Source organism: Acinetobacter sp. MD2(2019), from assembly GCF_035615615.1.
Lineage (GTDB): Bacteria > Pseudomonadota > Gammaproteobacteria > Pseudomonadales > Moraxellaceae > Acinetobacter.
Genome location: NZ_VTDU01000010.1, coordinates 1 through 13,651, shown reverse-complemented (window position 1 = coordinate 13,651; position 13,651 = coordinate 1). Strand labels below are relative to the sequence as shown.

The window sequence follows — 13,651 nt, the reverse complement described above, 5'->3', positions numbered from 1 at the left end:
ATATCGTAACATTGCTATTTCCTTCATAGGTTTTTTCTGATTAATTGGGATTTTTTTGATTACGAATCCATTGGACAATATCTTTCGGATAAAACAAGTGTTTGTGCAGAGAGCGATCATCTAAATCTAATAAGTAAACTAAAGCTGCCGCTTCAAATGCCCAATATCCAACATAAGATACTTTATTTTCCAAGTCTAAATGACTGTTAAACCAAAGTGCATTTTTATTCATTTGATACCAGTCTGCTAAGTATTCATCTAGATATTTAATCGCAGTTTCTTTGTCTTTTTTAACCAGTACATGATCAATCACATCGCACAATTTAGCATAACCTAAAGCAAATAGATTCCCTTCGTTAAATATTGGGTGGGAAGCATCATTTAACCTAAAAAATTTATTTATAATTTCATCTTCACCTGTATGACTTTCACCCTCACCATTAACCAATACATGTATTCGAGTAAATAAATCTTTTCGGTTCAATAAAAAAGCCAAACCAAGGATATTTAAAGTTTCATTTTGCGTTGCAATGACTGAAGGTTTTTTTGATTTATGAAAAATAGCCAAAGCTTCAGATTGTTTTTCATAACCGTCTATAACTTTTTCAAATAGAGAGTGCAGTTCTTCTATTGAATTACCTGCTGTATAGTTTAGATATAATAAGGCATCATAAATCCATGTAATAGACTGCCATCTTGAAGCTTCGCCACAATTATACCCATCATCCTCAAAAGCATCACTTTTTAAATATAAAGGAATGCCTTCTACATTATATTCTTTCGTTTTTAAATAATATTCTTCAGTGAGAAATAGCTGTCTGCGTTGTGCTGTAAAATCTGTCATTGCTAATTCCTTATGTTAATCATTTAATCTTGTTTCATATGACGATTTTTGGCATTTGCTTAAACAAGTCAATAGGTCTCTTACGTAGATTATATTTAAAGCAATTTCATATTATGAATTGCCACAATCAAATTTAGGCGTAATCCCATATGTTTACGCCTATTTCGATAACGTTCAGCCAGAATTTTAAAATACCTTTAGTTTAACAATATGTTCAATACAAATACGACTTTTACCAATTTCACTGTTAATTTGCTCTTGAGTTGCTTTATCAATGCATAGGACTTTGTTACTAACCCGTGATCACTGTTATCAACCCTTAATATCGCTTAATCGTGTTGCTTTTTGCAATGTTTTAAATGATGGAAAACCAAGGGTTTGAGCCTTATTACAAATAAATTTGGCGCTCCAAAGAGACTAAAAACCAACAGTGAATTGGTTGTCTTTTGATTTATATACGAGATCTCTTAATTGGCATAATAGGTTGAGTAACCATAAGGACTAATTTGTATTGGCAGCGTGTAATGATCGCTGGAACCATCAATGACAAAAACCACAGGAACTTCGGCATAAAAACTGCGTTGATTGCTTTTTCTAAACCAGTCACTGGTTTTTAAGGTCACCCGATAAAAACCTTTATCTAAGGTGGTTTTATCTTTTGGGTAGAGCGTATTGATTTGCCCTTGCGCATCTGTTTGACCTTCGCCAATTTTGACCCATTGATTATTTTGTTGCGCTTCTAGGGTGATATTTAAATCATTCACAGGTTGACCATTGCCCAAATTCGTCACTTTAACCACAATCGGTTGTTGAGCGAACAGCGCACTACTTGCGCAAAAAGCCAGACCAAAGACCGTTAATTTATACATTCGGTGTTACCTCATTTCTAAATTTAACCGTTATGTTAAGAAAATTAAGCAGTGTTGAACAATCTAAAATGTAACCACGCTTGCATGTTATCGGCAAAAGTTAGGCTTTAAGATAAAAAGCCTCATTTTTGTGATTAAAAAGCATGCAAAAAGATGCTGCATTAAAAGAGCAAATATAGTGTTATTGCTCCAACTTTACCGAAGATAAAAGTCTTGGTAGGCAGATTCATCCGAATCGAAACGAGGGTGTGAATTTTAAGCATAAACATTTCGTTTAAAATGATTTATTAGTTGACTGATATAGCGTGAAGGTCGATACTCTCAACGTTTTGTTTCAGTAAACCTGTTTTTCGGGGGCTGAGTTCTAGATCTTAGCCCTAAAAAAAATCAATCCAATGCAAGGAGCTAGATATGGCTGGTGAAAAGTCAACAATCATTTACACACTGACCGACGAGGCACCACTGTTAGCGACCTATTCGTTGCTGCCGATCATTGAGACCTTCACAAAACCTGCTGGCGTAGAGATTGTAAAAACTGATATCTCTGTTGCAGCACGTGTACTCGCAGAATTCTCAGATGTTCTTACCGATGAGCAAAAAATTTCTGATAATTTGGCCGAGCTAGGCCGTCTTACTCAAGATCCAAATACCAATATTATTAAACTTCCAAATATCAGTGCATCTGTTGGCCAATTAACGGCGTGTATTAAAGAATTACAGTCGAAAGGTTATGCCATCCCTGACTATCCTGAAAATCCAAGCACAGACGCAGAAAAAGCACTTAAAGCACGCTATGGCAAATGTTTAGGTTCTGCGGTAAACCCAGTTTTACGTGAAGGAAACTCAGACCGCCGTGCGCCTGCTGCGGTGAAAAACTTTGCAAAAAAACACCCGCATTCAATGAGCGAGTGGAAACAATGGTCACAAACGCATGTGTCACATATGGAAGAGGGCGACTTCTACCATGGCGAAAAATCATTAACGCTTGATCGCGCACGTAACGTGAAAATGGAACTGATCACAAACAGCGGCGAAGCCATTGTATTAAAGCCAAAAGTTGCGCTGCAAGATGGCGAAATTATTGACTCGATGTTTATGAGCAAAAAAGCGCTATGTGACTTCTACGAAAAAGAACTCGAAGATTGCCGTGAAGCGGGCATTTTGTTCTCGTTGCACGTGAAAGCAACCATGATGAAAGTCTCGCATCCAATTGTATTTGGTCACTGCGTTAAAATTTATTATAAAGAAGCCTTTGAAAAACACGCTAAATTGTTTGATGAACTCGGCATTAACGTCAACAACGGTATGGCGGGTCTTTACGAGAAAATCGAGACTCTACCAACCTCATTGCGTGAAGAAATTATTGAAGATTTACACGCTTGCCAAGAACACCGTCCTGCGCTTGCAATGGTCGATTCTGCAAAAGGCATTACCAACTTCCATTCGCCAAACGACATTATTGTCGATGCGTCTATGCCGGCGATGATTCGTGCTGGGGGCAAAATGTGGGGTGCAGACGGTAAGCAGTACGATGCTAAAGCCGTGATGCCAGAATCGACCTTCGCACGTATTTACCAAGAAATGATCAATTTCTGTAAATGGCATGGCAACTTCGACCCGAAAACCATGGGTACTGTGCCAAACGTGGGCTTAATGGCGCAAAAAGCAGAAGAATACGGTTCACACGACAAAACCTTCGAAATTACTCAAGCTGGTGTTGCCAATATTACCGACCTTGAAACTGGTGAAATCTTACTGTCTCAAAATGTTGAAGAAGGTGATATCTGGCGTATGTGTCAGGTGAAAGATGCACCGATTCGCGACTGGGTGAAACTTGCAGTGACGCGTGCGCGTAATTCTGGCATGCCTGCTATTTTCTGGTTAGACCCATATCGCCCACACGAAAATGAGTTAATTAAGAAAGTAGAAACGTACTTAAACGACTACGACACTGATGGTTTAGACATTCAAATTATGTCGCAAGTACGTGCGATGCGTTATACCTTAGAACGTGTGGTGCGTGGTTTAGACACCATTTCAGTGACAGGTAACATTTTACGTGATTACTTAACTGACTTGTTCCCAATTATGGAATTGGGTACTTCAGCTAAAATGTTGTCGATTGTGCCATTAATGGCTGGTGGCGGCATGTACGAAACGGGTGCAGGTGGTTCAGCGCCAAAACACGTACAGCAATTGGTTGAAGAAAACCACTTGCGTTGGGATTCTTTAGGTGAGTTCTTGGCGCTTGCGGTGTCTTTAGAAGAATTGGGTATTAAAGAAAACAACGCACGTGCAAAATTACTTGCACAAACGCTTGACCAAGCAACGGGGCAGTTGTTGGATAACAACAAATCGCCGTCACGTCGTACGGGCGAGTTAGACAACCGTGGTAGCCATTTCTATTTAGCAAAATTCTGGGCAGAAGCGTTGGCTGCACAAGACGAAGATGCTGAACTTAAAGCGAAGTTTGCACCTTTAGCACAAACTTTGGCTGCAAATGAAGAAAAAATTGTTGCTGAACTTGCACAAGTACAAGGTCAGTCGGTGGATATTGGTGGTTACTACGCCATTGATCCTACCAAAGTAAATGCGGTAATGCGTCCAAGTGAAACTTTAAATGCAGCGCTTGCAGCAATTTAAGTTTTAATTTGATGTGTTGAAAAACCGATGCTTAGGCATCGGTTTTTCATTTTGAATATATATAATTGATGCAAGAATATTTCACATATAAATTTAAATTAAATGATATGAATGTTTATAAATATAGATATGGCTCAAAACGTGATTTAGAATCATTAAAACAAGATTATTTTTATGCTCCGCACCCATCTAAGTTGAATGATCCGTGTGAAAATTCATTTGATGCAGCAAGTGTTGAAAAGACTTTAGCCCAGTTATCAATCACAAGTAGTATTTCTACAAAAGCACTCTCGGAACATTTGTCTGCTTTGCTTGTACAAATACAAAAAAATGTCGGGATTTATTCTTTAAGTAAAACTGTTCTGGATGAACTTCTTTGGTCACATTATGCAGATTCTCATACAGGTTTTTGTATTGAGTATGATTTCGAGAAATTAGGTGAACTGACTAAGTGTGCAGGTGCTTTTAATGTGATATATCAAGATTCAGTTCCTGAAATTGCAATTGATATTTTTTTTAAGAATGATGAGCAACAGGTGCATGAGTTGCTTAAGTTAACCTCTGGAACAAAATCAAAAAAATGGGCGTATGAAGATGAAATACGAATAATTATGGATCATTTTGGTCGGGTTGATTATGATTTTAGGGCTGTTAAAGCAATATATTTTGGTTTAAATATGCCGAAAACTCAGCAAGATTTGCCACAGAACAATCAAGATTTGCCTGACTATTTCTCGAAAGTTACTCAAGCGCAAGTCATGGAACTTTTGCGTGGACGAAATATCAAATATTATCAGATGGCATTAAAATCTAATTCTTATGAATTTGAATATATAGAAGTTATCGATCCTCATAAAGATGTCGACAAATATATGAATACAGTTAAATATATAGATAAATCTTGCATTGATTATTGTGGATACAGTTGGATGATTGATCCTAGCTATTTTGATAAAGTTGCGGAAATTATTCGTAGAGAGCTTTATTTCTATAAACTAAACTCAATTCATATTTCTAAAGAAAAATCTATTGAAAGAAGTGAACCAGTTATCTTTTCTGGATTCTTTAAAGCTGAGAATGATTGGATACAGGTTAAAAGATATTTTTCACTTGATGACATAGATAAAATTTATAATGATCTAAGTATATAAAAAAGCCCACTTTCATGGGCTCTAAACTTATTAAATACTAACGCCCATTACGTCCACGACCACGTGGCGCTTTAGTATTTGGGCGAGTCGTACCATTGGTTTTACGGCGCGGCTTTTCACCTTCTTCCATTTGCCAAACGCGCTTGGTGCCTGACTTTTTCGGTTTGCCATCTTTATCCTTACGAACCATCGGCTTGCCACCCGTACCGCCCGGTTTTTTCACATAAGAACGTGAACGGTAAGGTTCTGCAGCAGGCACATCTTTAAAATCTGGATAAAGTAACGGTTCAATTTCTTTGGTATCGCCGGGTAATAAACCCAATTGAACAAGGTCAATTGCACCAATACGTGTACGAATTAAACGTAAAGTTGGGAAGCCCACGCTTGATGTCATACGACGAACTTGGCGGTTACGGCCTTCGCAAATTGAAATTTCAACCCAAGAGGTTGGAATGCTGGCACGAAAACGCACGGGTGGTGTACGTTCCCACAACCATTCAGGCTCGGCTACTTTGGCCACTTTTGCTGGCAATGTAATGCCATCATTTAATTCAACGCCTTGGCGTAATTTTTCCAGTGCTTCTTCGGTAATATCACCATCGACCTGTACAAAATAGGTTTTGTATTTTTTATTGGCAGGATTGGTAATAAACTGGTTTAAACCGCCATGATCGGTTAAAAAAACCAAACCTTCAGAATCCATATCCAAACGACCGGCAATACGTAAATCGGGATCATCAACAAAGTCAGACACGGTCATGTGCGCTTCATCTTTACGGAATTGGGAGAGAACGTCATACGGTTTATTTAAAATGACAATTTTCATAACATGGACTTCTATTAATAAGCTGAAAATAGGGTGGCGAATGAGGATTGGGCGAGCATACGTGCCTCAATCAATCTGCGCAAAATGTGCGTAAATGACACAGTAAGAGATAAAAATAAAGGCGGCTATTGTCTATTAATCATAACATGGATTCAAGTATTCACCCGAGCCTGATCTGTTTTTGTCATCTCGATATCTATTCAACACAGTAATAGAATGGTAATGGGGAAATGACTGCGCAGTTAAGTAGATATACATTATTCATCTTGAGTCTGTGAGCCATTGCATTTTAATAACAGCACAACGATGATCAGGACAGTTGCTTGTATGGCACTAAAAACGCAGCTTAAATGGCTAGGACTATTAGGTATGGTTGCACCAATACTCATGGCATGCCAAACTCATCCGCTACATCTACAGCAGAATCTTCACCGTACCCAAATTATTCAAACAGAGCGTGGGGAAATTCAAGGCACTGTAAAAGACCAAACCGATCAATATTTAGGTATTCCATACGCACAAGCACCAGTGGGCGAAAATCGCTTTCGTTCGCCGCAAGTGCCGAGCGCATGGCAAGGCATCAAGCAAACCATTCAGCAAGGGCATACTTGTGTCGCCAGTGTTTCGGTGAATCCCGATGCATCGGAAGATTGTTTATATCTGAATGTCTATGTGCCTAAAAATAGCAATGTAGATGCCAAACCCAAAGCCGTGATTTTTTGGATTCATGGCGGCGCCTATGTGCTTGGAAGCACTCGAGATAATGACCCCGCGCAACTGGCCGAAAAGCAAAATGTGATTGTGGTTTCTATCAATTATCGTTTGGGTGCATTAGGATTTTTTGCACATCCTGAATTAAAAGGTACATCGGGTGAGGGTAATTTTGCCATTCAAGATCAACAAGCGGCCTTAAAATGGGTAAACCGCAATATTGCCCAATTTGGCGGTGACCCAAACAATATTACTTTAATGGGCGAGTCTGCAGGTTCAGGTAGCGTCTGTACGCATTTGGTTGCACCAAGTTCTAAGGGCTTGTTTAAGCGTGTGATTATGGAAAGTGGCAGTTGTGTCGGCATAGGTTGGTCTACGCCACAGCAAACGGCTGAACAAGGTGGATTAAGCTTTGCCAAAAACTTAGGTTGTACAGGAAATAATGATCTGAGTTGTTTACGCAAAAAATCTGCGAAACAGATTATGCAAGCCAAAGCCAGTCGTTCTGGCATTACCGGTAAAAACGGTTGGTCACCGATGATTGGTGGCGATGTACTGCCAATTTCGCCGTTACAAGCATTGAAAAATGCACAGACGGCCAAAGTGCCGATGTTGGTGGGAACCAATGCCAATGAAGGCGATTTATTTGCTATTCTATTTAGCGCAAAAACTAAAGGAGTCACGACGCGAAAGAATCTGCAAGACGGCGTTGCTGAAATGCTCAATTCACCTGAATTGGCTGAAAAAGCCATGACGATTTATCAACCAAGAATTGATAAAGATGGAACCAAACGCGCATTTTCACAAATTTTTACCGACTCGGTATTTGTATGTCCAACCACTGCCATGCTCGATTTATATCAGACACAAGCGCCGATTTATCAGTATCAGTTTGAAGACCCGAATGCGCCATTTCGGTTTAAATTGTTGAAAAAAATCTATGGATTGCGCAGTTATCACGCCAGCGAATTGCATTATGTTTTTGCGAGTCCGAATGCGTTAACGCGTGGTCAGCATTTGAATGCGCAGCAACAGACATTGTCTGATCAAATACAGCGTTATTGGGGCAATTTTGCCAAAACAGGCAATCCGAATGGTGAAGGTTTACCAACTTGGCAACCTTATCCAAATCATCAACCGTTTAATTTAAGTATTGCTGGTTTAGCGCCTGTTACGGGATTTAAAGAAAAGCACCATTGTGATTTTTGGAACAACGCATTAATCTAACCGAACATGCTAAAGTTTCTTTTAGATGAGCATTGAATAGTCAGGCTTATTAGCGAAGCAGCATCATGCCTAATAAGCCGACATTCATAGGATTGAATGATTTGGTTGAATGTATGAAATTAGAGATGATTTCATCTTAAAGTGGATAAAAGTCGCTTAAATTGCGTGTAAAGTAGTCAAAATCACTAAAAGTGATAAGCATAGCATAATAAATTCTAATAAATAGATATAAAGCCGATAAGATAACCCCATTCAGAGATTACATCATTTTTAGTTAATATAAATTGCACCCCATTAGATTCGTTCGCAGTTTGTATTGACTTGAGCAACATAGAGGAGAGAAGACTTGAATTGGCTTCTTATGATCAATATTGTTTTATTTTTAGCGCTACTTGCGTTGCTCGCACAAACGAGAAAAACTCAGTGGAGCTTAGCAAAAAAAGTATTGGCAGGTTTGCTGTTGGGTGTGGTATTTGGCCTAGGGCTGCATCTTGTTTATGGCGATGGCAATACTTTACTTAAAGAATCAATTACTTGGTTTAATATTGTGGGTAATGGCTACGTTAAGTTATTACAAATGGTTGTTATGCCGTTGGTCTTTGTCTCTATTTTAAGTGCAGTGACCAAATTGCATGAAGCATCATCTTTAGGGAAAATTAGTTTTTATAGTATTGGCACCTTGTTGGTCACTACGGCAATTTCTGCTTTAGTTGGCGTGCTGGTGGTGAACCTGTTTGGTTTAACTGCACAAGGCCTGATTCAAGGGGATGCTGAATCTGCGCGCTTAGCGGCCATTCAAACCGATTATGTGGGTAAATTAACCGATTTAACCGTGCCGCAAATTATTTTATCTTTTATTCCAACCAATCCGTTTGCAGAACTTACGGGTGCAAATCCAACCTCAATTATTAGTGTGGTTATTTTTGCAGTGTTCTTAGGTATTGCGGCTATTCACTTAATTCGTGATGATCAAGCCAAAGGGCAGCGTATTTTAAGCGCCATTCAAGTGCTACAAGCATGGGTGATGAAGTTAGTCCGTTTGGTGATGACTTTAACGCCATATGGTGTTTTTGCACTGATGACCAAAGTCGTGGCAAGTTCAAACTTGGCTGAAATTTTAAATTTAGGGGGCTTCCTTGTTGCTTCTTATTTAGGCTTGGGCATCATTTTTGTGGTTCATGCGCTTATTTTGCTTATGGTGCGGATTTCACCCGCCAAATTCTTTAAAAAAGTTGCACCTGTTTTAGCCTTTGCTTTTACCAGTCGTTCGAGTGCAGCCAGTATTCCTTTAAATATTGAAGCACAAACACGCCGTTTAGGGATTCCAGAGTCAATTGCAAGCTTTTCGGCATCTTTTGGTACTACTATCGGGCAAAATGGCTGTGCTGGTTTATATCCTGCAATGCTTGCGGTGATGGTTGCGCCAACGTTAGGTATTAATACCTTAGACCCTGTTTGGATTGCAACTTTAGTGGGGCTAGTCACTTTAAGTTCAATTGGTGTGGCAGGTGTGGGTGGCGGTGCAACATTTGCCGCGCTGATTGTTTTGCCTGCTATGGGTTTGCCGGTTACTTTGGTTGCGTTGTTGGTTTCAATTGAACCGCTGATTGACATGGGGCGGACTGCATTAAATGTAAATGGTGCAATGACCGCCGGCATGGTAACCAGTCAAATTTTAGGGCAGACAGACCATACTATATTTGAGCAAGATGAAATTCAGCTCAGCGAATAAAATCATTCAAATTTTTAATGCCAGATTTTAATCTGGCATTTTTTTTATCTGTAATGCTTATTTTTCGCAAATTGTATCTGTTTATTGCATAATCTGAGGTACAAAATAGCACTAAAATAATAGCGAGATTCAAATCATGAAAATGTATCAAGTCGATGCGTTCACACATAGCTTATTTGCAGGAAATGCTGCAGCAGTCATTGTTTTAGAAAATTGGCTCGACGATGATTTAATGCAAAAGATCGCGCTTGAAAATAACTTATCAGAAACCGCATTTGTAAAAAAAATAGATACCACCCATTTTGAAATTCGCTGGTTTACCCCAGAAGCTGAAGTTGCATTTTGTGGACACGCCACCTTGGCAAGTGCCTTTGTTTTATTTCGCGATTATACCTCGGCCCATAACATTGAATTTATGGTTAAAGATTTGGGCACCTTTTATGTCACGCAACAACCCGACCATAAAATTAGTATGAATTTTCCCATCCGCCGTGCTGAGAAACTCAATGAATATCCAGCGTTGTTGATGGAGGCATTAAGCAAACCCATTCAAGCGGTTTATGTTAATCAGCAGGCGTATATTGTCGAATATGCATCTGTAGATGACGTAATGAATGAGTCGCCTAATTTCGAGAAACTCAAATTATTGGGACAACAAGCATTGCAAACACAGCATGCTCTTTTAGATGTTGCAATTACCGCAAAAGGTGATGATGTCGACTGTGTTTCACGTTATTTTGCGCCAGCCATTGGCATTAATGAAGATCCTGTTACCGGTTCTATTCATACTGCGATTGCACCGCTTTGGGCAGAAAAATTGAATAAATCAGTGTTGACTGCCAAGCAAGGCAAAGCCAGACAGGGCACGTTATTTTGTAAAATGCTTGATCAAGAACGCATAGAAATTTCAGGTTATGCCAAGTTATATATGGTGGCGGAAATTTTTGTAGACAGCGAGTTTTAAAAGAAAAATCGCTTTAAATCCGATTTGCTTTTTAGAGCGATTCTTCGATAATAGCAAACTCTGATTGTTACGTGTGCTTGTTATGTCTGCTCTAGAAATTGTTGCTGTCATCATCAGTTTAATTGGTGTCATTCTCACCATTATGCGTAACATGTGGTGTTGGCTGTTTAATTTCATTGCATTTACCCTGTATGCATATTTGTTTTTTACTTTTAAGCTGTATGGCGAAACCATCTTACAATTATTCTTTATGGTGGTTAATTTTTATGGCTTTTATGCGTGGTTAAAAGGCAAACAGCAAGACCACGATATTTTAATTGAACCCATTCAAACCACTACCATTATTTGGCAAATGGCGTTTGCATTGGTATCGGGGTTGGCTTTTGGCTTAATCCTTAAACACTTTACCGATGCCGCTGTGCCGATTTTAGATTCGCAATTGGCTGCATTTAGCCTACTTGCAACGTATTGGACAAGCCGTAAACATATTGCAACTTGGGTGCTTTGGGTTTTTGTCGATATTATTTATGTGGCGATGTTCATCTATAAAGGTTTGTGGTTAACCGCGGGGTTGTACGCGGCATTTGTGCTGTTGGCCATGTATGGATGGTGGCAATGGCAACAGGTTAAAAACAAGCAAAAACAAGATATTTTCCTTGGTGTATAATCGCCAGTTATAAATATAAACATAGCACACCGATTTTGCCTGAAATATGGCGGATGAAATTCGGTGTTTGAATGTAGGAAAAATAAATGAAAAGAACGGGTTTTATTATATTCATTGCTTGTTTTGCCGCATTGTTAGGTTATTGGATAGAAGAAAATAACCGCTCACACTACAACAGCAGCAAAGCTCAAACAGAGCAATCGCAACAATCGAGTCGCAGTGATGCCAATCAATCAACATCGCACGCATCTCAAAACTCAGCACTATATGCGGCATATTTAAATAAACAAAGTTATGTTCAAGTCACTGGCGATGGTGTTGTCAAAGCTGTATTAAAAGACGATGAGACCGGTTCACGCCATCAAAAGTTTATCTTAGATTTACACAATGGCATGACGGTTTTGGTCGCCCACAATATTGATTTGGCACCACGTTTAGAGGGTTTGAATAAGGGCGATCAGATCGTTTTTTCTGGTGAATATGAATATAACGATAAAGGTGGAGTTGTGCATTGGACACACAAAGATCCAAGCCAGCGCCATGCCGATGGTTGGTTAAAGTGGAATGGGAAAATGTATCAATAATGTGCCGATAGCTTTAAGCAAAGCACTTGAGGGTTACAATAATTTTAAATTGTTTTTTTGGTAGTGTTTCAAAAAGTATGCTGAAATAAAAAACAGGTAAGAATTTGATACTATAGAGAAATGCTAATCACTCTACACATCAAATGTCCTACCTGCCTGAGCGACAGTATAAAGAAAAATGGCACAAAAGTAGATGGTAAACAAAATTACCAATGCAAAATATGTAAACGTCAGTTTATCGGTGATCATGCGCTCAGCTATCAAGGTTGCCATTCAGGGATCAAAACCAAAATATTACACCTGATGGTGTGAGGTAGTGGCGTTAGAGATATCGCAGAAGTCGAAAGAGTCAGAATCGGCAAGGTTTTACGTACACTGAGTCAATCTAAATATCAGCTCCAAGCACAGCAGAATTACTATGAAACCCTTGAAGTAGACGAGTTCTGGACTTTTGTCGGCAATAATCAGAATAAACAATGGTTGATATATGCCTATCATCGAGAAACAGGTGAAATCGTTGCTTATGTTTGGGGTAAACGAGATTTAGCGACTGCAAAACGGCTCAAAGCCAGATTAAGGCAGCTAGGAATACGCTATGCTCGCATATCGAGTGATTGCTGGGATAGTTTTGTTACGACCTTTAAAAAGTACAGACAATTGATTGGTAAGTTTTTCACTGTGGGTATTGAAGGAAATAATTGTCGATTGCGGCATCGGATCAGGCGAGGCTTTAGGAGAAGCTACAACTTCTCTAAAAAGCTTGAGAATCATTTCAAAGCCTTTGATTTAGTCTTTTTTTACATCAATAATGGATTCGTCTAATGCCAGCATACTTTTTGAAACACTACCAATAATTTATATACTTTTTTGGTAACTTTCTACTTGTTCAACAGCCAATTCATAACTACTCTCTAATTGGCTCTTAGTTTGATCGTCTTTACTGGACTTAATCATTTTTTTTTAACTCTGTTTTATATTCCGTATGCCCTGATTTATACATTGATAGAAGGTAGCCCCACTCACCATAAATATACTCTGGATCATTTTTAGGAGTTATTTTTAACTCTTTTTGGAAAGCCAATGCTAGTTTTTCATGACAATTTTCATATTCTTGTTTTGGTCTTTTTGCGTAAAAACTTAACTCACATTGACTTACTAATCTTGCTTTGCTGAAAGAATTTTTTAACATTCTAGTATTTAAATCATAAGCTTCTTTGTACATGGAATTAGCTAAGTAGGTAATACCCCCATTATTAATCGAATCTATAAGTAGAATATCCTAAGCCTTTATTATTGTTTAAAATTAGGTGGTCTACCATCAACTGACATATGTGGTCGTTCATGATTATAGAAGTATTGCCATGCTGTTGTATAGTTCTGAACGTCTTCAATATCTCGAAATAACTGCTGATTTAAACACTCATAACGTACTG

Annotated in this window: 12 protein-coding genes and 2 pseudogenes; 8 read left to right on the top strand and 6 right to left on the bottom strand. The window is 38.8% G+C overall.

Annotated features, from left to right (window positions below; translation table 11 throughout):
* Window positions 1–40: 40 nt before the first annotated feature.
* The 3 genes and pseudogenes from I2F62_RS07015 to uraH all read right to left on the bottom strand — a co-directional run bounded on the left by I2F62_RS07015 (window position 41) and on the right by uraH (window position 1,713).
* Window positions 41–844, bottom strand: a complete 804-nt coding sequence (locus I2F62_RS07015) for a PoNe immunity protein domain-containing protein (protein ID WP_324626305.1) — start codon at window positions 842–844, stop codon at window positions 41–43.
* Window positions 845–939: 95 nt separating this feature from the next.
* Window positions 940–1,038, bottom strand: a pseudogene (locus I2F62_RS07010) (IS5/IS1182 family transposase); the annotation flags it as partial.
* A 273-nt stretch (window positions 1,039–1,311) separates the two neighbouring features.
* A complete protein-coding gene (uraH, locus tag I2F62_RS07005) occupies window positions 1,312–1,713 on the bottom strand; it encodes a hydroxyisourate hydrolase (RefSeq protein ID WP_324626304.1) in 402 nt (133 codons plus the stop codon).
* A 411-nt stretch (window positions 1,714–2,124) separates the two neighbouring features.
* On the opposite strand from uraH, the gene I2F62_RS07000 reads away from it, so the two are divergent.
* Both I2F62_RS07000 and I2F62_RS06995 read left to right on the top strand, forming a co-directional pair.
* Complete coding sequence (locus tag I2F62_RS07000; protein WP_324626303.1) at window positions 2,125–4,356, top strand: NADP-dependent isocitrate dehydrogenase; 2,232 nt, start codon at window positions 2,125–2,127, stop codon at window positions 4,354–4,356.
* Window positions 4,357–4,424: 68 nt separating this feature from the next.
* Window positions 4,425–5,507, top strand: coding sequence for a DUF2971 domain-containing protein (locus tag I2F62_RS06995; protein WP_324626383.1), 1,083 nt, complete (start codon window positions 4,425–4,427; stop codon window positions 5,505–5,507).
* 37 nt (window positions 5,508–5,544) lie between these two features.
* Here I2F62_RS06995 and I2F62_RS06990 read toward each other — a convergent pair whose 3' ends face one another.
* Window positions 5,545–6,333 carry an rRNA large subunit pseudouridine synthase E gene (locus tag I2F62_RS06990; RefSeq protein ID WP_324626302.1) on the bottom strand — a complete coding sequence of 263 codons (789 nt, stop codon included), beginning with the start codon at window positions 6,331–6,333 and terminating at the stop codon, window positions 5,545–5,547.
* A 327-nt stretch (window positions 6,334–6,660) separates the two neighbouring features.
* Here I2F62_RS06990 and I2F62_RS06985 point away from each other — a divergent pair, with 327 nt between their 5' ends.
* The 6 genes and pseudogenes from I2F62_RS06985 to I2F62_RS06960 all read left to right on the top strand — a co-directional run bounded on the left by I2F62_RS06985 (window position 6,661) and on the right by I2F62_RS06960 (window position 13,040).
* Window positions 6,661–8,271 carry a carboxylesterase/lipase family protein gene (locus I2F62_RS06985; RefSeq protein WP_324626301.1) on the top strand — a complete coding sequence of 537 codons (1,611 nt, stop codon included), beginning with the start codon at window positions 6,661–6,663 and terminating at the stop codon, window positions 8,269–8,271.
* Window positions 8,272–8,617: 346 nt separating this feature from the next.
* Complete coding sequence (locus I2F62_RS06980; protein ID WP_324626300.1) at window positions 8,618–10,003, top strand: L-cystine transporter; 1,386 nt, start codon at window positions 8,618–8,620, stop codon at window positions 10,001–10,003.
* Between the two features lie 136 nt (window positions 10,004–10,139).
* Entirely contained in the window at window positions 10,140–10,967 is an 828-nt protein-coding gene (locus I2F62_RS06975) for a PhzF family phenazine biosynthesis protein (protein WP_324626299.1), read from the top strand.
* Between the two features lie 82 nt (window positions 10,968–11,049).
* Entirely contained in the window at window positions 11,050–11,634 is a 585-nt protein-coding gene (gene pnuC / locus I2F62_RS06970) for a nicotinamide riboside transporter PnuC (RefSeq protein WP_324626298.1), read from the top strand.
* 86 nt (window positions 11,635–11,720) lie between these two features.
* Window positions 11,721–12,218 (top strand): DUF3465 domain-containing protein, encoded by a 498-nt coding sequence (locus I2F62_RS06965; protein ID WP_324626297.1) that lies wholly within the window; start codon window positions 11,721–11,723, stop codon window positions 12,216–12,218.
* A gap of 120 nt (window positions 12,219–12,338) precedes the next feature.
* Window positions 12,339–13,040 (top strand): annotated as a pseudogene (locus I2F62_RS06960) (IS1 family transposase).
* A gap of 124 nt (window positions 13,041–13,164) precedes the next feature.
* Here I2F62_RS06960 and I2F62_RS06955 read toward each other — a convergent pair.
* A complete protein-coding gene (locus I2F62_RS06955) occupies window positions 13,165–13,440 on the bottom strand; it encodes a hypothetical protein (RefSeq protein WP_324626296.1) in 276 nt (91 codons plus the stop codon).
* 68 nt (window positions 13,441–13,508) lie between these two features.
* Window positions 13,509–13,651 (bottom strand): integrase core domain-containing protein (locus tag I2F62_RS06950; RefSeq protein ID WP_324626382.1); only part of this gene is annotated, 143 nt, incomplete at its 5' end.